This is a genomic window from Virgibacillus chiguensis, from assembly GCF_900129865.1.
In the GTDB taxonomy this organism is placed as follows: Bacteria; Bacillota; Bacilli; order Bacillales; family Amphibacillaceae; genus Virgibacillus; species Virgibacillus chiguensis.
Map to the genome: position 1 here is coordinate 144,848 of NZ_FQXD01000001.1, position 26,152 is coordinate 170,999.

The window sequence follows — 26,152 nt, forward strand, 5'->3', positions numbered from 1 at the left end:
TTTTCCTCTTATTTTTTACAAGAAAACATATAACTTTTCGGGTGAAACGTTCACATAGAGCCAAGAAACGAGCTAAAGTGGATGCTTAAAAAATGAACTTTAGGAGCAGTATTAAAAATGCATGAAAACAAGTGAACAATCATGTTAGTTTAATTTTGATGAAATAGACTGAGCAATTGCTTCTCCATGAAAACGCCCATTTTCAATAAAAATTTTGTTATTATTAAAACCAGCAGCTACCACTCCAGCAATGTAAACGCCAGGTATATTTGTTTCATATGTTGTTTCATCATAGTTGGGCACACCTGTCGTATCATTCACTTCTATACCTGTGGAAGTAAGTAATAAAAAATCAGGATGATAGCCTGTCATTGCAAATACAAAGTCATTTGACAAACGATATGCTTGTTGATTGACTTCGTAAATTAATGAATTATGAGTGATTTCACATATATGTGCATTAAAAATCATATTTACTTTTTCTTTTCTTACAAGCGAATCAAACTCAGGTAATATCCACGGCTTTATACTATCTGAATATTCACTCCCGCGATAGAGTACAGTTACATGCGCACCAGCTTTGTAAAGCTCCATTGCTGCATCTACAGCTGAGTTTTTCCCACCAATAACCGCTACATTTTTACGAAAGTATGGGTGAGCTTCTTTAAAATAATGTGATACTTTAGGAAGTTCCTCACCAGGTATACGCATCATATTTGGTTGTCCATAATAACCAGTAGCTATTACTACATACTTTGCTTTATATGCTTGTTTTGTCGTAACAACACGGAAATCATCATCCAATGGTTCCACTTTTGTCACTTGCTCAAATGTATGAATTCTCAACTGTTTACGTTGTGCTACAGCACGATAGTAAGAGAGCGCTTGATTACGTACTGGTTTATGTTCTTCTGTAATGAATGCAACGTCTCCAATTTCTAATCTATCACTTGAACTAAAAAATGTTTGGTGTGTAGGATAATGATAAATAGCATTGACAATATTTCCCTTTTCAATAATTAATGGTTGTATACCTAAATTTTGCAATTCAATTGCGGCAGACATTCCGCATGGTCCTCCACCAATGACTATCACTTTTTCTTGTTGCATAGCATAAAACCCTTCTTTCTATTTTGCAATTATACTTATTTTTATATGTATTAAAATGTTGTAATAATGATTAATAAAAGTAGATTAAAAATGAACGATCGAATATCCTTCACTCAGGAAATCCCTTGTCTGAACACAGTATCTATAAGCTTGTAGAGAAAAAACTCTTATCCTACTATACAAGATAAGAGTTTTTTCGTCATTTGTTATGCCTAACATCGGACTACGATTTAAACCCAACCGCGGAATCTGGATGCTTCAGCCATCTTTCGAACTCCAATCATATAAGCAGCTAAACGCATATCCACACGTCTCGTTTCAGCAGTGTTATAGATTGAATTGAATGCTTTAATCATTGTTTCATGAAGCTTAACATCTATTTCTTCTTCTGACCAATAATAGCCTTGATTATTTTGCACCCATTCAAAATAAGATACGGTGACTCCTCCAGCAGAAGCTAGCACATCTGGTACTAACAAGATGCCACGTTCTGTTAGAATTTTGGTTGCTTCCATTGTAGTCGGTCCATTAGCAGCTTCAACTACAATACTAGCCTTAATCTTGTAAGCGTTTTCCTCTGTGATTTGATTCTCAACCGCTGCAGGTACAAGAATATCACAATCCATTTCTAACAATTCCTTGTTTGTAATAGTATTGTTAAAAAGTTTGGTGACGGTTCCAAAGCTATCCCTGCGATCTAATAAATAATCAATATCTAGTCCTTCTGAATCGTAAAGACCGCCGTAAGCATCGGAAATACCTACTACCTTAGCTCCTGCATCGTGCAAAAACTTTGATAGGAAACTTCCTGCATTTCCAAACCCTTGAACGATTACTCTCGCTCCTTTTACATCAAGCCCTTTCTTTTTAGCAGCTTCATTAATGCAAATTGTTACACCCTTTGCAGTTGCAGATTCTCTTCCATGCGATCCACCAAGAACTATTGGCTTACCAGTAATAAAACCTGGACTGTTGAATTCGTCAATGCGGCTATACTCATCCATCATCCAAGCCATAATCTGTGAATTCGTAAAAACGTCTGGTGCGGGTATATCTTTTGTTGGCCCTACAATTTGACTAATTGCACGTACATACCCTCTACTAAGTCCTTCTAACTCCCGAAATGACATTTCACGAGGATCACAAATAATACCACCTTTTCCCCCACCATAAGGTAGGTTGACAATGCCCGCCTTTAAACTCATCCAAATAGATAATGCTTTCACTTCTTTTTCAGTGACATCTGGATGGAATCTTACACCGCCCTTTGTCGGGCCAACAGCATCATTGTGTTGAGCGCGGTACCCAGTAAATACTTTAATGGATCCATCATCCATGCGCACTGGAATACGAACTGTCATCATCCGAACAGGGTCTTTGAATAGTTCAAAGACTTCCTCAGGGTAACCCAGTTTCTCCAATGCAGTTTTTACAACAGCTCGTGTTGAACTTAATACATCCATTTTTTCATTTACTTCTTTGGTAGAATCTGCTGCGTTATCGGCTACCATGAATTTACCTCCTAGTATATCTCTAAATAATTTATTGACAGAGGATGTTCAAAAGCTTATGGAAAAGAACAATGGAACTTTTCTCCGTATGGCAAGCAAATGATTAAACATGTTGAAGTTAGATACTGTAGAACAAATCTTTACTGTTCTTTTTGATTTTTTTACTATAACCCCTACCAAAAAGTTTCCCATAAACAAATGGTCCTTTTTCCGCTTTAGTGAACATGCGCTAATAGCTGTACTCAGACATTAGTATACACTTTCGTTGTAAATATGCAATATAATTACTCGCAATTTCTGCTTCTCCTATTACATGAACTTTAAAAAATATATGCTTTAGTCTGAATACAAGATTTATCCCAATAGATATCGTAACATTTTATTATACAAGGTGCTAGTCCATAATCTTTTTTTAGGTAAAAATATCGATTTATGCAAATAGAGCACGAATTTGTTTTACGGCATCGGTAGCGAATATCAATTTTCCGTATTCTTGTAAACGATAAGTAGTAACAATGCTTGGATTAGCAAATTCGGATAAAACAGCTATGACATCTTCTCGATTCGCACCATTTAACTCCGTATCATTTAATAACATATAATAATAAGGATCCATATAATATATTTTTCCGCCGGTAATATTCATCGAAGCTAAAGAAGACGCAACACCAATAACAGCTTCCAAATCACAAAAAGAAAACAACAGTTTTTTATTTTCATCAAGAGTAACCTTCATTTCCACAAATTCATCATCATAGTCCACATCTTCTAATTTTTGCGTTACAATAACATGCATACCTTGCGCTTGCATTAAATGCACTTGCACAAGCAGTGCCCCTTCTAGTTCAAATCCTAATTCAGAACTGGCTTCATACATCATATCGCTAAACAATTTCCGAACATTTGAACCATCATACCATAAGTCATCTTTTGTAAATCCTCTTTCAATTAAATCATCAAAAGTCAAAAAGATCGTAAATTGGTTATTAGACACTCTCTCAATTCGCATATTGTAACCTCCTTTAAACATCTATCATTAAATAAATCATTTATTCGTAAAAACATCTATCCATGGTAAAAGAACTGTGCGTTTCGTGACAGAACAGCATAAAAAGATGGAACGAATTAAAGTTCAAGTGGGTATTTACTGATTTTCTTATTATACTATATGCTACAAATACAATTGTTGAACAATTTCAATTACATTTAACTTACAAATATAAATGAGGTATAAGAAAACTTTTTACAGCACTTCAAAATCAAAGCTATAAAATGAAATAGTAGTAAACAACTTATCTCCTATAATAAAATAAGCACCAACGATGATAAGTAGGATAAAAAAAACAATGAATAAGAATCTTTGCGTAGGATTACTTATTCTTAATCGGATAGTTTGCTTTTTCTGCTGATGAGTCTCTTTCCTTGGTGGTAAATTCAAAACATCTATATCCTTCTCCTGTTTGGAATCTGGTACTTGTTCCATAGTATTACTGTCCGCTTCATTTACTTCTTGAACTTTGCGTCGTAATTGTTTTGCTTGATCTCTTGTAGGGTTGTGTTCTGTGTTCATCGCATCCACACCTCTCTTTTAAATCGAATGAAAAAGCCTAATAAAACATCAACGATAAAATGCGCTGTAATTGTAACTACTAGATTGTCCGTTATATGGAATAAATATCCTAAATAAAAACTAACAAGCAACACGGATACAAGTAATACAGGCTTTTTTAAATAGCGGAAATGTACAAGCGCAAATAGAATACTTGCCACCCAATAACCAAAAGTAGTCTGAATAACGCCACGAAACAACATCTCTTCAGACAGAGCAACTAAAATGGAAATAGTAACAATAAACCAAACGGGCTGGTTAGCAAACAATTTTTCATTTATTCCTCCATCATCGTAATATTTAGCGGGTAACGTATATGTTAAGAACCAATCAACCATTACAATGATAAAACCAGGTAAAACTCCATAATAAATTATTTCTTCTATATTCCAAACAAACATTTCCTTCCAGCAAACGAAAAAGGATTCAAAGAATAAAACACTTCCGCCAACGCTAAATAGGATAAGAATGAATTGTGAAATGATCATTTGCTTCCGCAACTCAGCACGATCCATTCGTTTAATATAATCAATTTGTTTCATAAGTATCCCCAATGAGTAATTTTTGCTTTAGTTTTTCCCGCCAGGAATAGTTCATACAAGACGGTGTTTTCTTTTGTACAGGATGCCAGTTGTCCCACAAAAAGCCACAATTACTACAACATTGGTCAGTAGTAGGAGGTAATATTGATGGCGTAAATTCTTTATATAAATGTTTTCTCAAACATTCGGTGTGGTGAATCCAATTTAGTACTTGATTCAATCTTGATTGTTTTGCTTTGTTTCTTTTTTCAATATAGTTGCTAATATATTGATAAGCTTTATTCCAAGTGTCTATATGAAAGTAAATATTGCTTTGCCTTATAATTGCATACCTTTCCAATTGATAACGTATGAATCGCCACTGTTGACTAGAGATACCTAGCTGCTCAGATAATTCTTCTTCCTGTAAAGGCAAAGGTTTTTTTTGGTCATACCATTGCTTTAACTTTTGGAAGACGGCGACCAATTCATCTATTTCTGGCAGTTCGCGACGAATAATAAACTTAGGTAAATGTATATCTTTCCTGCAGTAAAGCAAAACACTCACACTTGCTTTCCCATCTCTCCCTGCTCTACCAATCTCCTGAATATAACTTTCCAATTGTGTTGTTAAATGATAATGGATAATTAACCGGATGTCTGCCTTATTAATTCCCATACCGAAAGCACTCGTACAACAAACCACATCAATTTGATCGTTCATAAACTGTTGCTGAATAGAAATACGGTCATTTTGTTCCATTCCCCCATGATATACTGCAACACGCCGGTTAATTCTTTCAGCCAACAATACAGCTATTTCTTCCGCTTTTTGACGGCTTGAGAAATAAATTAAAGCAGGTACATGGTATTTCTTGAAAATAGCCGTTAATACTGTCATTTTATCATGTTCATCGTCTACTTTTTGAATGCAAAGGGCAATATTGCTCCGATCTATGGGATAAACATGTTTTTTAAAAGCTAAATTTCCTAACGACTGAATGATATCAGCTTGTACTTTAGATGTTGCTGTAGCACTGAGTGCTAGTGTAGGTGGATAGTTACAATATGTAATAATGTGCTGTAAACGCATATAATCAGGCCTAAATTCATGTCCCCACTGTGAAATACAATGAGCTTCATCAATTACAAACAAGCTTACTTTCAATGTTTTTAATTTATTTTGTAACATTTCCTGTTGTAGTAGCTCTGGGGATACATAAATTAAACGATACGTATGTAATGTTTGTAATACTTGTTCTCGTTCTTTTCGATCCATAAAACTGTTTATTGCTGCTACTTGCTTCCACTGCTTTGCTTTTAATTGCTTTACTTGATCCATCATTAATGAAATAAGTGGCGATACAACAATAGTTATCCCATCTTGCAACATTGCAGGCAATTGATAACAGATCGATTTTCCTGATCCAGTTGGCAACACACCAAGTACATTTTTTCCTGCTATAACATCTTCTATTATTTCTCGTTGCCCACGACGAAAGGACGTATAACCAAAAAATTGGTTTAATTTTTGTTCCAAATAATCTACAGGCTGCTCCACTCTAATCACCTACCTTCTGCGTGTTGGTTAGCATTGTTAAGACTAAACGAATGTGAAAATAAGTAATATGCTCTGGTACTTTTTGCTTTATTAGCTTAAGCTTGTAGACATCCACTTCGTTATATGCACGAACAATAATCTTTTGATCATACTTTGATACATAAGCATCAATTGGGAACGCAGAATCATGCAGTGCAATTTCTACTACGTGGTCATAGATCGTATTCACCCTTAATTTTCTCCTCTTGGCAATCTCCTCAATAGAAAACCCTTTAAGCAAATATTGATAGGTAGTTATAGCTGTATTTGATAAACGACGAGGTTCCGTTGTTTGTATGATATCATTCAATAATGAATAAGTTTGTTTATATGACTGAATGATATTAATGATTCGGTGCAAAGCTGCTATTAAGGTTAGTTCTAAATCGATTGTTGTTAAATAATGACTACTAGCCAGTTGATGAACGCTTTTTCCATAATCTTTAAAGCTTGTGAGTCGATCTACAAAAATTTCCGCCATATAAGTAGGAAGTTTTTGTAAAACCTCTTGTAATTCCTCGTATAATTGTTGTAAAAACGACGAAGTGTCAAGCTTAATTCGTTGATAATAAAGCTTTACCCAAGTTTCAATTGCTTTATCTTCCACAACTGGTATAAAATGAAATTCATTTTTGTGTACATTCGTAATTGTTTGAATCAATAATTGTAATCGCGACCAAAATACACGGCTACTTTCTCCATTTTGCATCCCAGAATAATAAGAAAGAGGTAATATTGATTTATGATCTCTTAACCACTGAAGCCCTATAGACGAAAGTATATAAGTTTCTTTATTACCATCTGTAATTTCAATCAATTGTTCTTTTTTCAATTCATAAATTACCTTGTCAAAATAAGACTTAATAAGCTTTGGGTATATAGAATAAAATTGTTTTAATCCATACATATGTATATCTTGTACCGTTTGAATCGATTTTCTACCTGCTATAATATAGTAGGTTGCTGATGTGGATCGTTCTCCTTTTAATCTATGGATACTACTTAGAATAATCCCTTTCAATATCAATCGTTCTCAGCCCCATCTACTCTTAAGTTTTTAATTTAAAGCTAAGACATAAACTGTGAAATTTATATAGCATTACGTTCAGCTAGAACACATAGTACCTAATGCAAAAACTATTTATTACATTATAGCATTTGAAGCACATTACAGCATTGAATTTTCATTTTTTTAAGTATAAACTTATATAGGTGAGTTTATAAGTTACTTGAATAATCTAGGAATGTACTACTATGCTAAGGAGACTTGAAAGATGTGTTATTATACCAAAGTTGATAGAGAGACATGTATTGCCTGTGGAGCATGCGGTATTTCAGCGCCAGATTTATATGATTGCGACGATGATTGTATTGCTTATTTTCTAAAAGATAACAACCTAGGAGTTACACCTGTTGAAGGTGATCAAATTAATGCAATGTTTGATGCATACGAAGAGTGCCCTACAGGTTCTGTGAAAGTTTCTAAACAGCCATTTTAGTAATACTTATGTATTTTTTATACATTCTTATAGCATAAAAAACTTGTAGAAAATCAAAAGATTCTCTACAAGTTATTAATCAGTCGGTATCTTTTACTGCAAAACGGTGTAACGCATAATTTTCCATTAAATAAGTGATAAGAGGATAAAAGAGCACTAAAAAAACAGCGTTGCCAATAGCATGATTTGTATCAAATGGTAATCCACTTATGTAATAAGGCCAAAATGAACCAGTAATTTGATAAGTCGTCAGTGAGATAATAAAGCCATAAAAATAACCGCTAAAAACAGTAAAGATCAACAACAGCAAAAACGGTGGTCGTGAAAACATTTTCCCTATCCAACCACTTATAATGCCTATCACTCCCCATGAGATCGTTTGCCAAACTGCCCATATTCCCATGCCAAGTAGCATATTGGATACAAATACAACGATAACCGTTAACAATAATGCGCTCCCCGGTCCTAAGATTACTCCTGTAATAATTATTATTGCCGTAACTGGTTGCACATTTGGTAAAAAAGCAAACCAATACCTTCCAACAACTGCTAGTGCCGCTAGTATCGCTATAAGCGTTAATTTATACGTGTTCATTTATATACTCATTCCCAAGCTTGAAAATCAAAAACTACTTTATCACCTGGCTTTAATTCATATTCTGTAGCACCAACATTTGGCATCTCGCCGTTTACAGTATAAATCCACCCTTTCTTTTCACCTTCTTTTGCTGATAAACGTTCGATTGAGGTAATAAATTCTCCATTCTGTTCCGTTTCAACATAAAAATTTTCTTCCATTATATCCATTAAAATATCGCCTTCTTCAATGGGTATCTCTTTTTCATGTAAGTATTCCGCGCCATCGTCTTTAGATATTGTAATCAATACTGTTTCTTCTGCTTGTTCTTCCTGTGTTACTTGATTTTCAGAAGGTTGATTGCTTGATGGGGCAGTAGTTCCTGAATCCTCATTTCCACACCCTACTAATAGAGCAATAGCGACCAAAAATGATCCAAATCGGAATAACCATTGTTTCATAAAAAAACATCCTTTCTATTTCCAATTTTTCATTTATGATATCATAAATACCTGTTTAAAACAGTGGGATAAAATCGTACGATTACTATAAAACGAATCTTCAATCAGTAGCAACTTTTAACCACAATGACTATTTAGTACCTCAAGGGTATGACCTTAAAACCCTTCCAAAAAAGGGGATGCTATTATCTCCTGTTTAGACTTGTTAAGCTCACATCCACTAATCTTTAAAGTGGTAGCCTACAGCACGTTTTACCCTGGATAAAACGTGCTACTTCTAATCTTATTGCCTTGGTATGCGGAAATAAAATGCTGTCCCTTGATTCAACTTACTATTTACATTAATCGTACCTTGATGAGCGTCAATAATATTTTTAGCAATTGCAAGTCCTAGTCCAGTACCTTTTTTCTTTTTATCTCTTGTTCTTGACTTATCAGCTTTGTAAAAGCGTTCAAAAACAAATGGAAGATCTTCTTCTGGGATTCCACTTCCACTATCTTGTATTTCTACTTGGAAAGCCTCATTATCATTGATCACTTTTATATTTACATAACCTTCTTTACTAGTATGACGAATAGCATTGTCAATTAGATTTGTAAAAACTTGTTCAATTCGATCTGGATCGAATACAGCAGTCGCTTCGTAAATCGACTTCTCTAGATGTAAAGATATTTTATTTTCATTAGCGAGTCCTTGAAATTTTTTATAAATTCGTTCAACATATGGGCCTACCTTCACTTCTTCTGTATTCAGGTGAATATGGCCTGCTTCCATTCTAGCTAAGTCTAATAATTCGTTGACTAGCCGTCCCATACGGAGCGATTCTTCATGAATAATTTGGGCTAATTCATTTTTGTCTTCCTTGGATTCTGCAATATCATCGACAATTGCTTCACTATAACCTTGGAGCATGGAAATGGGAGTTCTTAATTCATGAGAAACATTAGCAATAAAATCTTGACGTAGCTTATCCATTCTTCTTTCCTCTGTCATATCTCTAATTACCGCTACTGCTCCACGAACGTAGGATTGATCATATAAAGGTGTCATTACCATTACCCAATTCCTACCTTGTAGGCTAAGTTCATGCATAGCTTCCGTCTCGCCATCAATGACTTCTTGCAAAATGGTTTTTAATTCATGTGGTAATTTTCGATCTTCAGCACGGTATGGAAAATTATTCTCATAATACCAATCTTCAATAAATCGATCTGCTGGGGCATTGGTAACGATCATGTCTCCTGAACGATTTAAAGTTATTACACCATCTGCCATTGAACTAACAATACTAGATAATTGCTCTTTTTCCTGTCTTAGTGCGTTTAAATGGAATTTTAACTGTCTTCCCATACGATTAAACGCTAAAGCGAGTTCTCCTATTTCATCATGGGTTAAAATAGGCACTTTCGTATTAAATTCACCTCTAGCTAAATCGAAAGCAGCTTCCCTCATTTTAATAAGTGGAGAAGTTATACGTGTGGATAGAAAAAACGCAAATATTGTAGTCAAAACAATAGCAATTCCTGCAGCAAGAAAAATAATTTTAGTCGTTTCTGCTTTTGTTTGATCAATAACATTCAGTGATTGATACACATAAATAGCTCCATCTTGATGGTTCATAGGAACGCCTACAATCATCGCCTCTCGTTCGGTACCAGGTAACTTCATTTGCTTACGTACTTGGACATTGTTAGTGAGAACCGAAGAGAGCTCCTCTTGCTTTAGCCAGTCTAATTCTAACTTGGATAACTGATCATCCTCGCTATTAGAAACCCATAATTCGCCATCACCTGAAACAATGGCTACTCGGCTAGCTGGGTCTTTAACTCGTTCAGTTGTTTCTTCAATAATTTCATTTTCATCATGAGTATCCACAAGCATTGAGATTTTTTCAGCTGTTTGTAACATATCTTGCTCTGCTTCCTGAATATGGAAATCTTCAAAAAACTGTAAAAGTAAAATAGTTAAGATAAATAACACGAAAGAAACTAGCAATAGAATCGTTATTGCTAGTTTACCTACTACACTCCGCCAAAACATTAGTCTTCATCCACCTCGAACTTATAGCCAACTCCCCAAACAGTGACAATCATTTTCGCAGCTTCTTGAGATACTTGGTTCAACTTTTCACGAAGCCTTTTAACATGCGTATCCACCGTTCGCAAATCTCCAAAAAATTCATATTGCCATACTTCTTTTAACAAATGCTCACGGTTAAACACTTTATCCGGTGATTTAGCTAAAAAACATAATAATTCATATTCTTTTGGTGTTAAGCTCACTTCTTCTCCATCCGCAGTAACACGGTGCGCGTCATGATCAATGGTTAAATGAGGGAAAACTAAAACGTTCTTCGCAGTTGTATCCGTTTCCTGAAATGTTGCACTTGAAACACGACGAAGCAAGGCTTTAACTCGCAACACCACTTCTCTAGGACTAAAGGGCTTCACGATGTAATCATCAACACCAATTTCAAAACCTTGCACACGGTTAGCCTCTTCGCCTTTTGCTGTTAACATAATAACAGGCGTATCTTTTTCTTTTCGTAATTCTTGACAAACCTCAACGCCATCCATCTCTGGCATCATAATATCAAGTAAAATTACATCGTAATGGTTATCAAGAGCAAGCTTTAAAGCATCTGCTCCATTCTCTGCTTCTTCAACGAGAAAACCGTCTCGTTCCATATACATACGTAGTAGTCTTCGAATTCTTTCTTCATCATCGACTACTAACACTTTTGACTCTTTGTCCATTTTTGTTCCCCCTTGTATCCTATCTTGCTAATAAGAGTATAAACTAAGTTGTTTGAAATGTATAAAGAAAACTTGGATAATAAAAAGGCTAGACAAACTGTAGTATTTCCTTACATAACACTATACTAAAAACCATCTAATAATAACATAAATAAAGAAAAGGCACCACTATGACCATAATGATGCCTTGCGATTAGCTACTTAAGCATAGGAATGTAAACCAGCTAAAACAAGGTTTACAACAATTAAATTAAACATAATTATCGCAAAACCGACCGCAGCGAGCCAAGCAGATTTTTCGCCATGCCAACCTCTTGACAAACGTAGATGTAGAAAGGCAGCATAGAAAAACCATGTAATTAATGCCCAAACTTCTTTAGGATCCCAGCCCCAAAATCTTCCCCAGGCTTCTTCTGCCCAAATAGCAGCAAATATAAGACCTCCCAAGGTAAATAAAGGAAAACCAATCGCTACGGAACGATACGTAATTTCATCTAATAAATCAGGATTCGTTTTCTGAAGTAATGGCTGAATCGTAGCACCCAGTCTCTTTCTGAATACGAGCCTTAACAGTATATAAAGGCCGGTACCAAAAATAAATGACCATAATAATGTATTAAATTTTCGTCCAGCATCTGCGCCATGCATCCATTCCGGAATTTCAAACCAAGGATTCATAACTTTATCTGTTAGTAATGTTCCGTCTGTTGGTGCAGCAATTGCTGGCATATGATATTCTGTTTCTACCGTGCCAGTTCCGGCATTATTAGGATACTCAAAAACAGCTTGATAATTCATGACATTGAATAAAGTTGTGGCTAGTATAAATCCAACAAAGAGAATTAACGAATAAAGTGTTATTTCCAACCAAGTCGTTCGTTTTGTTGTCTTTGATTGGTCTATTTGCCTAATTAAATAGATTAATCCAGCGACAAAGCTTATGGTTAAAATCCCTTGTGATAGAGACACTGTAGTAACATGAATGTATAACCAATGACTTTGCAACGATGGGACTAGAGGGGATACCTCAGTTGGAAACATACTTGCATAAGCAATAATAATTAAAGCGACTGGCAATGCAAATAATCCCAGCACCGTTATTTTATAAATAAAATACAAGATAATGAATCCCAACACTGTTGCCATACCAAAGAATGTCATATATTCAAATAAGTTACTGACAGGAGCATGCCCACTCCCTATCCACCTTGTTATAAAATAGCCTAGTTGGGTGGAAAAACCAATGATAGCCAATGTAATTCCTATTTTAGCAGCTTTGCCATCTGATTTTCTCTTACTCCCTATTGTAAATGAAAAAAATAAAGTTGCAACTAAATAGAGAAAGAAAGCAGTATATAGAAGTGTACTACTTAATTCAATTAAGTTATTCATGAAACCCCTCCTAATGAAATGAAAACGTGAACCAACGGATGTCTTCCATCCTAAATCTTTGCCCTGAACAAATGGGATGTAGTGTAAGGAAACATTTCGTCCGGCATTATACTCTATAAGTCTATTGTACTAATGTTGCCGGACTTAGAAGCATAACATAATAGATTATACTCTTATTTATCCAGCTCTTGTTGATCGATTACCATTTGAATGTGTGTCCCATCAACGATTTTTTCAATATCCTTTTTCACACCATACCAGTTTTTATTCGTATGAGCGGCTAATAGAATTCCACCATCTTGAGGACGAACCCAAATTCTTCTATGGTGCCAATACATTCCCTGAATAACACCGATCATAAAGATAATAGCGCCAACGATAAAGTATGGTAAAGAGTAATCGCGACGTATACTTAACCCGCTAACATCACGAAGTTCAAAGTTTGTAATTCCTACATTATAGTCATTTTCTCCAGTCGCATCTATGTTTTTGCCAATTCCTAAAAAGCTCACTTCTGGTTCACTTCCATCTGGCGGATAAATCATCATCACGAACGCTGGATTTCTAGGGTAATCTGTCTCTGAAGCAGGCTCTCCATTATCATCCAAGAAATAATCCGGATAATAATTGTTAATTTCTACTTTAAACCCACTATCAAGCTCATACTCCGATTTAGGAGAAGTTAAATCAACAGTAAAATCTCCTAATGATTTTTCTTCCCGATCATTTGTTTCATGAATTTTAAATGACATGCTAGAAAATTCATTTTGCTGATACCCCATTTGGTACACTGCATAGTCGTCAAAATTTAATGGTTCGTTTAACCGAATATTTCCTTCTTCAATTTTCTTTAATTCTGGTTCTGCACCAGTTACTTCTGGTTCCATCGCTTTATAAATAACCGCATTGGTTTGGTAATTACTTGCAACAGGCGCACCTTCTTGTTCTAAAGCATCTTTGTACAACTCATCTTCCGGGTCATAATTTTCCAAGACAAAATCTTTATTTTCAATGTAGTACTGTTGTTCCGTACCGGGGATCACTTTTTGCTCCCCTTCACGAATCCAGATATATTCATCCATATAAAAAACCGAAGTTTGCCTTAATAAAGCGGCAAGCAAAATAATAATCAACCCAATATGGTTTACATAAGGCCCCCATCTTGAAAATCTACCCTTTTCAGCAAGGATATGCCCATCTTGCTCTTTAATATTATATCTTAATTTTTTTAACCTTTGTTTTATAGTATCGATATCTTCTTCATCAACTTGGTCTGTTTGACTAAACAGACGTTGCCTTTGCAAAAATGTTGCATGTCGCTTTGCTTTTTGATTCCGTAAAGCACGAAAAAGTGGCACAAAGCGATCAAGGCTACAAATAACGAGTGATATACCTATCAAAGCAATTAAAATCATATACCACCAGGAACTATATAAATTATGGAAACCTAATTGATAAAAAATTTGCCCTAATATTCCATAACGTTCTTCATAAAAAATAGCCGGGTCTCTAGAGACTGCATCTGCAGGTATGTATTGTTCTTGCGGAAAGATGGATCCCACTGCAGAAGCTATAAGTGCAATGACAATAAGCCAAATTCCCACTTTAACGGAAGAAAAAAAGCTCCAAACCTTATCAACAATCGATTTGTTATACGTTTGTGAGCGTCGTGCAGTACCATCATATCGCATATTTAACAATTTCTTCTTGTCGTTGCCATCAATATGTTGATTTTCTTCTATTGGTTTACCACAAGATTCACAAAGGACGGTACCTTCTGGATTAACATGCCCACACTCACATTTTATTTTATTCATTTCATTCCCCTTCCCCATTACAAAAAGACGTTTACTTCGGCGTTATTTCTTGTAGATAACCATCTAATCTTTCTAAGCTTAATGCTCCATTTACTACCTCTACAATTTTACCTTGTGGGTCAATAAATACAGTGCTTGGAATAGGGCCCACTTTATATAAGTCTCTCACTTGACTATCTTTGTCGTGAGGAATAGGAAAAGTTAAGTCATATTCATCGACGAAACGATGAACAACGAGTTCTGTGGAATCAAGACTAACTGCAACTATTTCGACCCCTTTTTCTTTATATTGTGGGTACAATTTTTGCATGTAAGGCATTTCTTCTTCACAAGGCTTACACCAAGTTCCCCAAAAATTAAGCATTACCCCTTTTCCTTCTAAATCGCTAAGCCGAACTGTTTCTCGTTCATTGTATTTGTTTATTTGCTCCAGTTGAAAATCAGGGGCATTGTCGCCAACATCGTAAATAATCTTATCATCTTGCAGATTTTGGACGACTGCAAATACAACTGCCCCAACTAGTATAAGTAAAATAACAGATCGAAATATAAAGCGATTTCTTTTTTTATTCTTTTTCTTCTGTTTTATTTCATCTAAACTCATCATGAATCAACTCCCAACAACCATTATAACATTTTGGAAGAATTTAAATTTTGAATATTATTCAACAATTTTGTTCTGCCAAATGCCGCATTTGCTTTACTTCTTTCGGGGTTAATGGTCGATATTCTCCTGGTTTTAGACCATTAAGAGTTAAAAAACCATATTTTTCACGCTTTAACTTTAAAACTGGAAAACCTAATGCTTCCATCATTCGACGCACGTGTCTATTCTTCCCTTCTCTTAAAGTTAGTTGTAAAATAGTATGATTTTTCTTTTTGTCCGTTTCAAGAATACGATATTGTACGGCTTTTAATATATCCTGCTCCGATCGAACGCCTTTTCTCAACCTTGCCAAGTCAGCTTTTTCTGGAATTCCTTTTATTTTTGTAACATACTCTTTATCTATTTGGTATCGGGGATGCATGAGCAAATTAGCAAATGCACCATCATTTGTTACAATCAATATACCAGATGTATCATAGTCTAATCGACCGACAGGGAAAACACGTTCGTCTACTTCACCTAGTAGATCGGTAATTACTTTTCTACCTTTATCGTCTTTTAAACTGGATATTACACCACGAGGTTTGTACAACAAATAGTAAACAGGAGCCTCTTTTTCCAAAGGAACACCGTCTACTTCAATAAAATCATCATGTTTTACTTTCGTACCAAGTGTTGTAACGACTTGTTGGTTTACCTTTACCTTTCCATCTAAAATTAATTGTTCTGCTTTTCTTCTCGATGTTATGCCACTTTGGGCAATCACTTTTTGTAGTCTCTCTTGTGTGTTTGTCATTTTATCACCATTACCTTTATATGTGCAATATATAGTGAAGCCTTCATGGTTATGAAAAATTTAATGCTAGATTAAATGGGGCTTCTACACCTAAATTATTTTACCCTTTGTATTCGATTCTTACAAATGAATATCAATTATACTATACGAATAAATAGCTTAGATAACAAATCTTACGCCTTTATTTTATTTTGATATCCCGATTTCACATCTAATTCATTATAAACATGCAGAACAAATAGTACGGACGGTAAAATTCTACCTTAAATTATAAAACTTGGCTTATCGCCAAGTTTTCATGACAAGCTTATCTTTTTTTATAAGATAAAGCAACTTTTATCTTTTTTCTAGTCTCAAAGAACCCCCTACATATTTAAACTAAAAAACTATTGTTACCCAAACAGAATAGATACAATGATAACGGAAGCAATAATTCCTATTAAATCGGCTAATAAACCAACTTTTAAAGCATATCTCATCTTCTTAATGCCAATAGCCCCAAAATATATTGTTAAAATATAGAGTGTCGTATCTGTACTCCCTTGCATAACAGATGCTAGCCTACCTATAAATGAATCTGGGCCATGCGTGTGTATTAACTCGGTTGTCATCCCGAGTGCTGCTGTACCTGATATCGGTCTAACCAATGCTAGTGGAATTATATCTGGCGGCACTCCGATCGCTGTTAAGATTGGCGCCAATAAATCAATAAACGCCTCTAATGCTCCAGAACTTCGCAATATAGCTATTGCTACAATCATACCGACTAAAAAAGGAAGCAAGGAAAAAGCCATTTTTACTCCTTCCTTCCCGCCTTCCACAAATACTTCATAAGCAGGCACTTTTTTAATTATTGAAGTAGCTAAGACAATTAAAATGAAGCAAGGAACTAGCCATGCGCTCACTATTGTTACCAGTTCCATTAAGATGCTGCCTCCCATTTATTTTTGTGATAAAAAATCCGATCAATTATTATGGCGCCCAATGATGATATGAACGTCGCTAAAATAGTTGCCCCAACAATTTCAGTTGGAGATGCAGAGTTATATTGCATGCGTATAGCAATAACCGTTGTTGGGATAACCGTTAGACTTGATGTATTTAAAGCTAAGAAAGTAATCATAGATCTAGAAGCAGCGTCATTTCCACTTAACTGCTTCATTTGCTCCATAGCTTTAATCCCCATAGGTGTTGCTGCGTTACCTAGTCCAAAAATATTTGCAGTGACATTGGACAGGATGTAACCAATAGCTGGATGATCTTTTGGAATATCTGGAAATAATCTAACAATAAGCGGTCGAAAGAGTTTCGCCAAAACAGATAGAATCCCAGCTTTTTCAGCAACCTTCATAATTCCGAGCCAAAATACGAGCACACTAATTAGTCCAATAGATAAAGTAACAGCTTCACTTGCGCTAGAGAAAATAGCTTCATTAACTTGATCCATTGTACCGTTTAACATAGCATAAATAATGCCGATGGCTGCCATAGATACCCAAATTATGTTTACCATAACACATCAACTCCGGAAATATACTTAAATAATTGATAAATATTGCTGGAAAATGGTTTCTTATTAACAGATTTCGGTGCTTCATTTAAAACATTTGTCGTTGCAATGGCTTTGCCATTTAAATAAAATATGTTTTTTCCAATTATGTTGTTATTAGAAATGGTCTCATCAATGAACAGCTGGTTAGATACTTTACTTTTTTCTTGCTTCGTTAATGGGTATTGAATTGCTTTATCTATATAAGCAGTATAGACTTCATTACTTTCAGGTAATCGATAAGCAAGTCTTTTTGGTTTAGTCAATGTTTCTATATTGTATTCTTCAAAACCCCACTCAAACATCGTAATATGGTCTCTCCAATCATCAGGAGCATTTAACGTTACTGCTATTAAATTCATATCATCTTTTTCAGCAGTAGAAACCAATGTTCTTCCAGTTTGTTTCGTATATCCCGTCTTTCCTCCAGTACTATGGTCATAATATTGGGTTAATAATTTGTTTTTATTTTGCCAAGAATAGATACGCGTTTCCGCTAAATAAGATGTTGCGCCTGTTACCTTTTGAAATGTAGGGTTTTTCATAGCATAGCGCATTAGTGTCGCCATATCATATGCGGTTGAATAGTGACCTTCTTCATCCAAACCATGTGGGTTAGCAAAGTTTGTATCGTTCATACCTAGCCACCTAGCTTTTTCGTTCATTAAGTAAACAAAACCAGCTTCACTCCCTCCAACATGCTCACTAATTGCTACAGCTGCATCGTTTCCCGAGCGCAACATTAATCCATATACTAGATCTTTTAAACGCATCTTTTCCCCTTCCTCTAAGTAAATCGATGAGCCTTCTGTATAAATAGCTTTTCGACTCACTTTTGCTTTTTCATGCATCTTACCAGATTCAATCGCAATAATAGCAGTCATTATTTTTGTAATACTTGCAATGTTAGCCTTTGAGTAAGCTTGTTTTTCAAATAATACACGACCTGTGCTTTGCTCCATTAAAACTGCATGATTTGCAGAAACTTGTGGTGCAGCATGTCCTTTTACGGGAAATAAAATAGTCAACAAAAATATTGAGCAAATGGTAACTAAAACAAATCGCATACGCTTGGTTCCTCCCGATCTTGGTCTCTTTACAATCTATGCATGTCCTAATAAGTTATGCAAACACAATAGGAAACCGTAAAAAGATCGCCATATAATCACTAGATCACATAAAACATTCTGTATGCAAAAACCACTCTATAATAAACACTTTATTATTTTTCTGCCTTTAAAGTTTCCTATAGCAACAAAGGCACAAGCCCCCGGTTAGCAACGTAACGAGTGGAACGAAGCAACTAAAGTTTTAGGAATTATGGTGAGACGGTGTTGCACGAACCAATGATGACTTATCGTAGGGCAATGGAGCGAAGTCGCCTAGTCGCTGGCGATGAAGCGGCATGTGGCTAAATAGCTTAGTGAGTTTATCCACAGCTAAAAAATTTTGTAATTTCCTAGACCACAAAAAAGTTGGCATTTAGCCAACTTCCATTATGAATGGTCTTCATTTATTTGTTCATTAAAACGCTCAAAAAATAAATCTGCTTCCGTTTCTACTTCTTCATCATTTGCATCTGGTAGAGGTGGTAAATCTTGTAATGATGTTAAACCAAAATAAGTAAGAAATTCTTTTGTAGTAGCAAACAAGATCGGTTTACCTACTGTATCTTTCCTCCCTACTTCTTCAATTAAAAGCCGAGAGAGGAGAGTTTGTACTGGTCGATCACTCTTTACACCTCGTATTTCCTCAATTTCAGTTCGTGTTATCGGTTGATTATAAGCAATAATGGCTAACGTTTCTAACGCTGCTTGAGACATCCTTGTGGTTTGAGGTGTCTCTAGTAATTTCTTGTAATAATGACTATGCTCTGGTTTAGTTGTTAAATGGAACACTTCATGTGCTTGCATCATTCGTATACCGCGATCTGTACTTTCATATTCTTGCTTTAATTCGTCTAGAACAAGTTCAATCGTTGCTTCTGTTACTTCCAAAACATCTGACAATTGCTTTATTGTTATTCCTTCATTCCCTGAAGCAAACAACAAACCTTCTACAATTGCTTTTAATTTATTTATTTCCACCTTTATTCCTCCATATTAAACACGTATAATTCGGATAACTGCTTCTCTTGTTTACAATAAACTTGATTTTTTTTCATTAATTCCAAGAGAGCAATAAATGTTACAACAATATGAGGGCGAGTTTGTATTGTGAATAAATGATCAAACAAAACCCCTTCTTTCGCTGATTTCACTATCTGTAGTACTTCCTCCATTCTCTGTTCAATCGGTATGTCTGATTTTTCAACTTTTGTTTTTAGTGGAGCATTCCATTTTTTCCGTTCAAACATTTGACGTAATGCTTCCAACATATCATAAACCGATGTTTCACCTGGAACGATTTCTGAAGATTTAGATATACTTTCATCGAACATTAAAGGTGATCTCGTATAGATTTGGTTTGCCTCTTTTTCTATAACCTGCAATTGCAAAGCAGCTTCTTTATACTTTCGATACTCAATTAATCGTTGCATAAGATCTTCTCGTGGATCTTCCATATACTCTTCAGCATCTAAATCTAATTCCGGTTTTGGTAAAAGCATTTGACTTTTTATTTCTATGAGAGTTGCTGCCATAACTAAGTATTCACTAGCAATGTTTAGCTCTAACCGTTTCATAGTATGGATGTATTGCATATACTGTTCCGTAATTTGCGCTACGGGTATGTCATAAATATCAATTTCAAATTGATTAATTAAATGAAGTAATAAATCAAGTGGACCTTCAAAAGCGTCCAATTTCACCTGGTAAGCTTGCATTTTATTACCTCCTTTCCGTAAAAATTATATCATTAATTACAAACGCCTATACACGATTTTAAATTCTAACATATGTTATTACTGTAAGATAAATGTTATTCGAAACATTTAAGGCTAAGTACAAAAAGGAGGTATATTATTATGAGTGGCGGATATGGTTACGGTGGAGGATTCGCGTTAATCGTTGTACTATTCATACTATTGATTATTGTTGGTGCTGCATGGCTCTAAATCAATATCTTCTACATGGCTAAGCAGTGCAAACGAAAATAAAAGCCGGCCCTTTTAGGCTGGCTTTTTTTCTTACACTTCATTCAAAATCATTTGTTTCATCACACCTTTGATAAAACTCCTGAATTTCTTTTGTTGTAGAGACTGTATACTTATTACGGTAAAGTTGATCAACCTCAATAACCATTCTTTTTCCTATCCCTTGATTACGATGTGAAGGATTAACCGAAACATGCTGAATAATAGCATTACTTTCGTTTTCAATCCGCAAACCAATTGCTCCTAGAACGTCATCTTCTTCCTTCCATAAATACAAATGCCAATCTGGGTTGGCTTCATATTCTTTAATGGTTTGCTGTAGCTTCTTAACATCTTTTTCTTCAGGCATAAAAGAAAGCAAACCCATGGCTATTTTTTCTAAATTTTTCTTAAAGCGAATTAACATAGATACCCCTCATTAACAAAATAGCTTATATGTGAAATTTATTCAATAGGAGTTTTTCATTTCAAACTAGATGTTTGTATCTCCTGCAATCAACTTATCTCCTTGTTGTGGATGTTTAAAACGCCCTACATTGAGATAAAACAATACACAATTAAGCTATTGGTTTTAAGCGGACAATTTAATTAGTAACTATATAATATAGAAATTTTAAACTAAATGCTCGTAATTATATTTATGCACGTTTCCCTTGTTTTGTCAAATATGTATGTAAAACAAAGCTCAACTGCACGAATAAACTAGACTACCATAAAGCGTTTTTATTTACCATTCATAAAAGTTGGCTAATTCATTTAACTTGCAGCATGAATTACAATTCATCTGTGTAATCAAATTTTTCAATAAGTAAAACAACTTCTGTTAGTATTAAGATCGTCTTCTAGACATTTTTATTTCGTAAAAGTTGCATAATGATATGTCCATCTGTTTTCTTTCCTTTCCACTTAAAAGGAATTAAATTTACGAGCCCTACCCAAAGGTTGAACCAAACAAACAGGTGAAAGGAAATGGCGATAGTCATGACATCTATTTTCCAAAATATAAAAGCCATGAAAATGCTGAATAAAGGGCCAGAAATAGTTATAATTATTTTTTCCAATCTGCTATAGTCGGGTTGCCGATAACTTGTTGCTAAACCCCCAATAAAAAACAACGGAGCAATAGAAATAGTAAACCTACCTACGTGCATTAATGTTTTTACAGTTCCTGCTCCAATTGATATATCCACTTTTTCGGCTTGAAAAAACCAAGCAACTATAGCATGACCAAATTCATGAAAAAAAATACTAATTGGTGCTACGAAAACGAGGAGGTAAAAAAGCAGTAAAACATCCATACTCCCACCTCAGTTTCATGTGAATCCTTGATTAGCAGGCTCTTCTCCTACACTAGTTTGTGCCCGTACTGACTAATTATTAAAAACGAATGGTTAAAAAACAGAGATGGCTAATCTTCTTTATTACTTCTCCGTTTTTACTATTTGTACATTAACTCAGAAAATCTAGTAAATTTATTAAAGAAAGGCTCTTACTATAAAGTTTATAACTTCTGTCACCCTTATGTTACCTGACTACATACCAATGAAAATTAAGCCGTATAAACTTTAACTTTCTTCATCACATCTCCATTTTGCATTGTTTTTGCAAATTGAATTCCTGATGTTACTTGTCCAAATATAGTGTGAACGCCATTTAAATGTGGTTGAGGTTCATGGACAATAAAAAATTGACAACTTCCTGTATCTTTTCCAGCATGAGCCATTGAAAGAGATCCTTCTTGGTGTTTATGCGGATTCCCTTCTGTTTCACATTTAATTGTATAACCAGCTGATCCTGTTCCGTTACCTACTGGACAACCACCTTGACTAACAAAGCCAGGAATAACACGGTGAAATGTTAATCCATTATAAAAGCCATCATTGGCAAGTTTTTCAAAGTTTGCCACTGTATTTGGTGCTGCTTCTTCATATAAATCAAACTCAATTTTATTATCATTTTCCAATAAAATATACCCTTTTTTAGCCATTCTATAAATCTCCTTTTTGTAATAGAACTAAGCTCCATTTTATCATGTAATGAAGTCTGTGCAAAGAATTTACTTATTCAAAACTAAGGTCATGGCGAGTAACATCTTTATAAGTCTCACGTCTGACAACGAGTTTATCCTTGCCATTTTCCACAAAAACCACTGCGGGTTTTGCAAATCGATTGTAATGGTTTGCCATAGAATAACCATAAGCCCCCGTTGAAAAAACGGCCAAAATATCATTCTGTGAAACAGCAGGCAAAGGTAAATCCCATATAAGCATATCCCCTGATTCACAACATTTACCAGCAATAGATACTTTTTTTTCTACTAACCAATCTGCTTTATTTGCTAACACCGCTTCATATTTTGCTTGATATAACGAGGGTCGTAGATTATCTGTCATACCCCCGTCAACCGCTATATAATTTCGAATTCCTGGAATTTCTTTCATCGAACCTATAGTATATAAAGTAATCCCAGCATTGCCAGCAATTGCTCTACCAGGTTCTATCCAAATTTCTGGCATTGGAATCGCTATAGATTCTGCTTGTTTTTGCACTTCATAAATTAATTCTTCTATAAATGGGGCGTATGATATAGGAGCATCCTCCTTGGTGTAACGAATTCCATAGCCTCCCCCCAAATTTAGCACATTAGGTACATAATTATACTGTTGTTTCCACATTTTTAATGATTCAAACAACATATTTGTAGCTAATATAAATCGATCTGTTTCGAATATTTGAGAACCTATATGGCAATGCAATCCTTGAAAACAAATATATGGATCATCAATCATCTTTAAAAGTGCATTCTCGGCTTGCCCGTTTTGCAAGTTAAACCCAAACTTAGAATCTTCATGTCCTGTCATAATATACTGATGTGTTTTGGATTCCACCCCTGGTGTTACTCGCATTAAAACATCCATTTGTTTATTGTAATCTTTAAGTAAAGAATGAATATGTTGAATTTCTTGAAAGTTATCTACCACAATACATCCAATATTATTTTCAATTGCCATCCTAATTTCTGCAATACTTTTATTATTTCCATGAAGGTGAATTTTCTCAGTTGGAAAACCAGCTTGTAATGCTGTGTACAATTCTCCTTCCGATACCACATCCAAATACATTTCCTCTTGCTTCATGACTTGTAACATAGCAATTGATGAAAATGCCTTGCTAGCATAAGCTACTTTCGCAGGAATACCCATTTTTTTAAACGTATTTACAAAAGCGCGACAGTTGTTTCGAATTATTTGCACATCATAAACATATAAAGGTGTTCCATACTTTTTTGCCAATGTTACACTATCTATACCGCCAATTTCTAAATGTCCTTGTTTATTTACTGTAAATGGATGATTATCAATTATCATAGCATTAAAAACCTCCGTAACATATGAAAAACTTGGCTTGTCGCCAAGACTTCATTTAGCTTACACTATACACCATAATATTTTATACTTTTCTAAACGTAAGTTATAATTAAAAACTTTACCACATCAACGTATAAATGAAAAGAGACTTATTTAAAAATTCAGGTCTTATCTTATACATTTAACTGTAGCTATATGCCTAAGTGTAATATTTTTCTACAACATGTAAAAGGTAATACAACCTCTAACAGCTATTCTTAACAAATCATTACGTTTAAATATAGTAGTGCGTATCCAGCAGGAGACACGCATAACTCCTACTGAATAATACCATCATTTTTCAGGTTGACGATAATTGTTTTTAGGGTGAACAATGCTTGGTCTACTATTTGTATATGGTACAGGGATACGAATTAAAGTGTGCAACATAGCTCGTGGATTAAAAGGGATAAATGGCCATAAATAAGGTGTTCGTAAAGATTTAAGGTGCATTAAAAATAGGAGATGAGCTAAAAATATGGTGATAAAACCAACTAATCCAAATAACCCAGTAACCACCACAAATATAATATTCACTATTTTATTAGACACGCTTAACTCATAACTGGGAGTAACATAGCCACCTATAGCACTAACAGAGACATACAAAATGACTTCAGGACTGAACATCCCAACATCGATGGCAATTTGCCCAATTAAAACCGCTGCAATTAAACCCATTGCGGTTGATAAAGGGGTCGGTGTGTGAATGGCGGCCATTCTAAGGAATTCAATACCAATGACAGCCATTACTATCTGGACAGGAATCGAGATATTCCCCTCTTCATTCGGTCCAATAAAAGCCAGTTCTTTAGGCAATAAATCCGGTTCCATGACAAGTAATAGCCATAATGGTAGTAAATACATAGATGCAAAGATAGCCAAAAATCGTATCCAACGAATAAAAGTACCAATTGCTGGTGTTTGACGGTATTCTTCTGCGTGCTGTAAATGGTGAAAAAATGTGGTCGGTAAAATAATGACACTAGGTGATGTATCCACAATGATTAAAACATGTCCTTCTAATAAATGATTTGCCGCAACATCTGGACGCTCTGTATAACGTACTAGTGGATATGGGATCCACTTGCGATCAATAATAAATTCATCAACGGTCTTATCAGCCATTGAAATACCATCAACTTCAATGTCTTGAATTCGATCTTTAATTAATTGAATCAGCCCTTCATCCGCAACATCATCAATATAGCTTAAGCAAACATCTGTTTTGGATCGTTCTCCTACTTTCAGCATTTCATTACGCAATCTTGGGTCTCTTATTCTTCTTCTGGTCAAAGCTGTATTTTCAATAATATTTTCAGTATACCCATCTCTAGAACCACGAACCACTCGTTCAATATCTGGTTCTTCAGGTGTTCTACCTGGATAATTTCGTACATCTATGACGTAAGCAAACCGCTCTCCGTCAATAAATAAAACAATTAAACCCGATAGCATCTGATCTACAGCCTCATCCATTGTTTTTACTTGCTCAACTTGTTGATGTATAAGTCGGTTTTTAATGATTTCTGGAAGCTTTTTACTATTGGCTTCATGATCATTTAAATTAACAAGCTCTTTTAATAAGTCTTGGATGATGATTGAATCGCATAATCCTGTCACATAATAAATTTGAATGTCTCGTTTTAATAGTACAAGCTCACGAAAGCCTAAATCAAAGGAAACACCAATTCCTAATCTTGTTTTCATATAGTTTTCAGTATGTCTTAATCTAGGATTCACAGGTATTTTTTGATCATGTTGTACCATATGTACGGTCCCCTTTTAAATTACAATAATAATGATGCTGATGGAATGTTTTTCCGTAAATAGCCACAGGGAGCT

The 26,152-nt window shown here is 35.0% G+C and carries 27 protein-coding genes; 2 read left to right on the top strand and 25 right to left on the bottom strand.

Going from position 1 to position 26,152, the window contains the following annotated elements; all coding sequences use genetic code 11:
* Positions 1 to 144 precede the first annotated feature (144 nt).
* The 7 genes from BUB45_RS00760 to BUB45_RS00790 all read right to left on the bottom strand — a co-directional run bounded on the left by BUB45_RS00760 (position 145) and on the right by BUB45_RS00790 (position 7,378).
* Positions 145 to 1,110, bottom strand: a complete 966-nt coding sequence (locus BUB45_RS00760) for a YpdA family putative bacillithiol disulfide reductase (RefSeq protein WP_073004205.1) — start codon at positions 1,108 to 1,110, stop codon at positions 145 to 147.
* A 230-nt stretch (positions 1,111 to 1,340) separates the two neighbouring features.
* Complete coding sequence (locus BUB45_RS00765) at positions 1,341 to 2,621, bottom strand: Glu/Leu/Phe/Val family dehydrogenase (protein WP_073004207.1); 1,281 nt, start codon at positions 2,619 to 2,621, stop codon at positions 1,341 to 1,343.
* A 430-nt stretch (positions 2,622 to 3,051) separates the two neighbouring features.
* A complete protein-coding gene (locus BUB45_RS00770) occupies positions 3,052 to 3,630 on the bottom strand; it encodes a genetic competence negative regulator (RefSeq protein ID WP_073004209.1) in 579 nt (192 codons plus the stop codon).
* A 234-nt stretch (positions 3,631 to 3,864) separates the two neighbouring features.
* Entirely contained in the window at positions 3,865 to 4,191 is a 327-nt protein-coding gene (locus BUB45_RS00775; RefSeq protein ID WP_073004211.1) for a hypothetical protein, read from the bottom strand.
* Positions 4,188 to 4,772 (bottom strand): CPBP family intramembrane glutamic endopeptidase, encoded by a 585-nt coding sequence (locus BUB45_RS00780; protein ID WP_073004213.1) that lies wholly within the window; start codon positions 4,770 to 4,772, stop codon positions 4,188 to 4,190. The genes BUB45_RS00775 and BUB45_RS00780 overlap by 4 nt, the downstream gene beginning before the upstream one ends.
* Positions 4,759 to 6,312 carry a RecQ family ATP-dependent DNA helicase gene (locus BUB45_RS00785; RefSeq protein ID WP_139300071.1) on the bottom strand — a complete coding sequence of 518 codons (1,554 nt, stop codon included), beginning with the start codon at positions 6,310 to 6,312 and terminating at the stop codon, positions 4,759 to 4,761. Before BUB45_RS00785 ends, BUB45_RS00780 begins: the two co-directional genes overlap by 14 nt.
* Position 6,313: 1 nt before the next feature.
* On the bottom strand, positions 6,314 to 7,378 hold the full coding sequence (locus BUB45_RS00790) for a YpbB family protein (protein WP_073004224.1): 1,065 nt from the start codon (positions 7,376 to 7,378) through the stop codon (positions 6,314 to 6,316).
* A gap of 247 nt (positions 7,379 to 7,625) precedes the next feature.
* Here BUB45_RS00790 and BUB45_RS00795 point away from each other — a divergent pair, with 247 nt between their 5' ends.
* A complete protein-coding gene (locus BUB45_RS00795; RefSeq protein WP_073004226.1) occupies positions 7,626 to 7,850 on the top strand; it encodes a ferredoxin in 225 nt (74 codons plus the stop codon).
* Between the two features lie 79 nt (positions 7,851 to 7,929).
* Here the strand turns inward: BUB45_RS00795 and BUB45_RS00800 are convergent, their stop codons facing one another.
* The 13 genes from BUB45_RS00800 to BUB45_RS00860 all read right to left on the bottom strand — a co-directional run bounded on the left by BUB45_RS00800 (position 7,930) and on the right by BUB45_RS00860 (position 20,630).
* On the bottom strand, positions 7,930 to 8,445 hold the full coding sequence (locus BUB45_RS00800) for an ECF transporter S component (protein ID WP_073004228.1): 516 nt from the start codon (positions 8,443 to 8,445) through the stop codon (positions 7,930 to 7,932).
* Positions 8,446 to 8,453: 8 nt separating this feature from the next.
* Entirely contained in the window at positions 8,454 to 8,888 is a 435-nt protein-coding gene (locus BUB45_RS00805; RefSeq protein ID WP_073004229.1) for a DUF4430 domain-containing protein, read from the bottom strand.
* Positions 8,889 to 9,171: 283 nt separating this feature from the next.
* On the bottom strand, positions 9,172 to 10,929 hold the full coding sequence (locus BUB45_RS00810) for an ATP-binding protein (RefSeq protein ID WP_073004231.1): 1,758 nt from the start codon (positions 10,927 to 10,929) through the stop codon (positions 9,172 to 9,174).
* On the bottom strand, positions 10,929 to 11,645 hold the full coding sequence (locus BUB45_RS00815; protein WP_073004232.1) for a response regulator transcription factor: 717 nt from the start codon (positions 11,643 to 11,645) through the stop codon (positions 10,929 to 10,931). Before BUB45_RS00815 ends, BUB45_RS00810 begins: the two co-directional genes overlap by 1 nt.
* A 201-nt stretch (positions 11,646 to 11,846) precedes the next feature.
* Positions 11,847 to 13,037, bottom strand: coding sequence for a c-type cytochrome biogenesis protein CcsB (ccsB, locus tag BUB45_RS00820; protein ID WP_073004234.1), 1,191 nt, complete (start codon positions 13,035 to 13,037; stop codon positions 11,847 to 11,849).
* Between the two features lie 173 nt (positions 13,038 to 13,210).
* Positions 13,211 to 14,854, bottom strand: coding sequence for a cytochrome c biogenesis ResB family protein (gene resB / locus BUB45_RS00825; protein ID WP_073004236.1), 1,644 nt, complete (start codon positions 14,852 to 14,854; stop codon positions 13,211 to 13,213).
* Positions 14,855 to 14,885: 31 nt separating this feature from the next.
* On the bottom strand, positions 14,886 to 15,458 hold the full coding sequence (resA, locus tag BUB45_RS00830; protein ID WP_073004842.1) for a thiol-disulfide oxidoreductase ResA: 573 nt from the start codon (positions 15,456 to 15,458) through the stop codon (positions 14,886 to 14,888).
* Between the two features lie 61 nt (positions 15,459 to 15,519).
* Positions 15,520 to 16,257: a pseudouridine synthase gene (locus tag BUB45_RS00835; RefSeq protein ID WP_073004238.1), complete on the bottom strand. Its 738-nt coding sequence runs from the start codon at positions 16,255 to 16,257 to the stop codon at positions 15,520 to 15,522.
* 392 nt (positions 16,258 to 16,649) lie between these two features.
* Complete coding sequence (locus BUB45_RS00840; RefSeq protein ID WP_073004239.1) at positions 16,650 to 17,180, bottom strand: spore maturation protein; 531 nt, start codon at positions 17,178 to 17,180, stop codon at positions 16,650 to 16,652.
* Entirely contained in the window at positions 17,180 to 17,770 is a 591-nt protein-coding gene (locus tag BUB45_RS00845; RefSeq protein ID WP_073004241.1) for a nucleoside recognition domain-containing protein, read from the bottom strand. The genes BUB45_RS00840 and BUB45_RS00845 overlap by 1 nt, the downstream gene beginning before the upstream one ends.
* Entirely contained in the window at positions 17,764 to 18,873 is a 1,110-nt protein-coding gene (locus BUB45_RS00850; RefSeq protein WP_073004243.1) for a D-alanyl-D-alanine carboxypeptidase family protein, read from the bottom strand. Before BUB45_RS00850 ends, BUB45_RS00845 begins: the two co-directional genes overlap by 7 nt.
* 429 nt (positions 18,874 to 19,302) lie before the next feature.
* On the bottom strand, positions 19,303 to 19,893 hold the full coding sequence (scpB, locus tag BUB45_RS00855) for an SMC-Scp complex subunit ScpB (RefSeq protein ID WP_073004245.1): 591 nt from the start codon (positions 19,891 to 19,893) through the stop codon (positions 19,303 to 19,305).
* 2 nt (positions 19,894 to 19,895) lie between these two features.
* Complete coding sequence (locus BUB45_RS00860; RefSeq protein WP_073004247.1) at positions 19,896 to 20,630, bottom strand: segregation/condensation protein A; 735 nt, start codon at positions 20,628 to 20,630, stop codon at positions 19,896 to 19,898.
* 141 nt (positions 20,631 to 20,771) lie between these two features.
* On the opposite strand from BUB45_RS00860, the gene BUB45_RS00865 reads away from it, so the two are divergent.
* Positions 20,772 to 20,861: a YjcZ family sporulation protein gene (locus BUB45_RS00865; protein WP_021291215.1), complete on the top strand. Its 90-nt coding sequence runs from the start codon at positions 20,772 to 20,774 to the stop codon at positions 20,859 to 20,861.
* 79 nt (positions 20,862 to 20,940) lie between these two features.
* Here BUB45_RS00865 and BUB45_RS00870 read toward each other — a convergent pair whose 3' ends face one another.
* The 5 genes from BUB45_RS00870 to BUB45_RS00890 form a co-directional block, all read right to left on the bottom strand.
* On the bottom strand, positions 20,941 to 21,306 hold the full coding sequence (locus BUB45_RS00870; RefSeq protein ID WP_073004248.1) for a GNAT family N-acetyltransferase: 366 nt from the start codon (positions 21,304 to 21,306) through the stop codon (positions 20,941 to 20,943).
* Between the two features lie 436 nt (positions 21,307 to 21,742).
* Positions 21,743 to 22,198: a M50 family metallopeptidase gene (locus tag BUB45_RS00875; protein ID WP_073004250.1), complete on the bottom strand. Its 456-nt coding sequence runs from the start codon at positions 22,196 to 22,198 to the stop codon at positions 21,743 to 21,745.
* A 251-nt stretch (positions 22,199 to 22,449) separates the two neighbouring features.
* The gene (locus tag BUB45_RS00880; RefSeq protein ID WP_073004252.1) at positions 22,450 to 22,887 is read right to left on the bottom strand and encodes a peptidylprolyl isomerase; all 438 of its coding nucleotides are present in this window, start codon (positions 22,885 to 22,887) and stop codon (positions 22,450 to 22,452) included.
* A 73-nt stretch (positions 22,888 to 22,960) separates the two neighbouring features.
* Positions 22,961 to 24,268, bottom strand: coding sequence for a diaminopimelate decarboxylase (gene lysA / locus BUB45_RS00885; protein ID WP_073004254.1), 1,308 nt, complete (start codon positions 24,266 to 24,268; stop codon positions 22,961 to 22,963).
* 333 nt (positions 24,269 to 24,601) lie between these two features.
* Complete coding sequence (locus BUB45_RS00890; protein WP_073004255.1) at positions 24,602 to 26,077, bottom strand: spore germination protein; 1,476 nt, start codon at positions 26,075 to 26,077, stop codon at positions 24,602 to 24,604.
* Positions 26,078 to 26,152 lie beyond the last annotated feature (75 nt).

Excerpts from the sequence above, each read along its gene's own strand:
- BUB45_RS00760 (WP_073004205.1), bottom strand. The coding sequence starts at position 1,110 with ATGCAACAAGAAAAAGTGATAGTCATTGGTGGAGGACCATGCGGAATG.
- BUB45_RS00765 (WP_073004207.1), bottom strand. The coding sequence starts at position 2,621 with ATGGTAGCCGATAACGCAGCAGATTCTACCAAAGAAGTAAATGAAAAA.
- BUB45_RS00770 (WP_073004209.1), bottom strand. The coding sequence starts at position 3,630 with ATGCGAATTGAGAGAGTGTCTAATAACCAATTTACGATCTTTTTGACT.
- BUB45_RS00775 (WP_073004211.1), bottom strand. The coding sequence starts at position 4,191 with ATGAACACAGAACACAACCCTACAAGAGATCAAGCAAAACAATTACGA.
- BUB45_RS00780 (WP_073004213.1), bottom strand. The coding sequence starts at position 4,772 with ATGAAACAAATTGATTATATTAAACGAATGGATCGTGCTGAGTTGCGG.
- BUB45_RS00795 (WP_073004226.1), top strand. The coding sequence starts at position 7,626 with ATGTGTTATTATACCAAAGTTGATAGAGAGACATGTATTGCCTGTGGA.
- BUB45_RS00800 (WP_073004228.1), bottom strand. The coding sequence starts at position 8,445 with ATGAACACGTATAAATTAACGCTTATAGCGATACTAGCGGCACTAGCA.
- BUB45_RS00805 (WP_073004229.1), bottom strand. The coding sequence starts at position 8,888 with ATGAAACAATGGTTATTCCGATTTGGATCATTTTTGGTCGCTATTGCT.
- BUB45_RS00810 (WP_073004231.1), bottom strand. The coding sequence starts at position 10,929 with ATGTTTTGGCGGAGTGTAGTAGGTAAACTAGCAATAACGATTCTATTG.
- BUB45_RS00815 (WP_073004232.1), bottom strand. The coding sequence starts at position 11,645 with ATGGACAAAGAGTCAAAAGTGTTAGTAGTCGATGATGAAGAAAGAATT.
- ccsB (WP_073004234.1), bottom strand. The coding sequence starts at position 13,037 with ATGAATAACTTAATTGAATTAAGTAGTACACTTCTATATACTGCTTTC.
- resB (WP_073004236.1), bottom strand. The coding sequence starts at position 14,854 with ATGAATAAAATAAAATGTGAGTGTGGGCATGTTAATCCAGAAGGTACC.
- resA (WP_073004842.1), bottom strand. The coding sequence starts at position 15,458 with ATGAGTTTAGATGAAATAAAACAGAAGAAAAAGAATAAAAAAAGAAAT.
- BUB45_RS00835 (WP_073004238.1), bottom strand. The coding sequence starts at position 16,257 with ATGACAAACACACAAGAGAGACTACAAAAAGTGATTGCCCAAAGTGGC.
- BUB45_RS00840 (WP_073004239.1), bottom strand. The coding sequence starts at position 17,180 with ATGGAACTGGTAACAATAGTGAGCGCATGGCTAGTTCCTTGCTTCATT.
- BUB45_RS00845 (WP_073004241.1), bottom strand. The coding sequence starts at position 17,770 with ATGGTAAACATAATTTGGGTATCTATGGCAGCCATCGGCATTATTTAT.
- BUB45_RS00850 (WP_073004243.1), bottom strand. The coding sequence starts at position 18,873 with ATGCGATTTGTTTTAGTTACCATTTGCTCAATATTTTTGTTGACTATT.
- BUB45_RS00860 (WP_073004247.1), bottom strand. The coding sequence starts at position 20,630 with ATGCAAGCTTACCAGGTGAAATTGGACGCTTTTGAAGGTCCACTTGAT.
- BUB45_RS00865 (WP_021291215.1), top strand. The coding sequence starts at position 20,772 with ATGAGTGGCGGATATGGTTACGGTGGAGGATTCGCGTTAATCGTTGTA.
- BUB45_RS00870 (WP_073004248.1), bottom strand. The coding sequence starts at position 21,306 with ATGTTAATTCGCTTTAAGAAAAATTTAGAAAAAATAGCCATGGGTTTG.
- BUB45_RS00875 (WP_073004250.1), bottom strand. The coding sequence starts at position 22,198 with ATGGATGTTTTACTGCTTTTTTACCTCCTCGTTTTCGTAGCACCAATT.
- BUB45_RS00880 (WP_073004252.1), bottom strand. The coding sequence starts at position 22,887 with ATGGCTAAAAAAGGGTATATTTTATTGGAAAATGATAATAAAATTGAG.
- lysA (WP_073004254.1), bottom strand. The coding sequence starts at position 24,268 with ATGATAATTGATAATCATCCATTTACAGTAAATAAACAAGGACATTTA.
- BUB45_RS00890 (WP_073004255.1), bottom strand. The coding sequence starts at position 26,077 with ATGGTACAACATGATCAAAAAATACCTGTGAATCCTAGATTAAGACAT.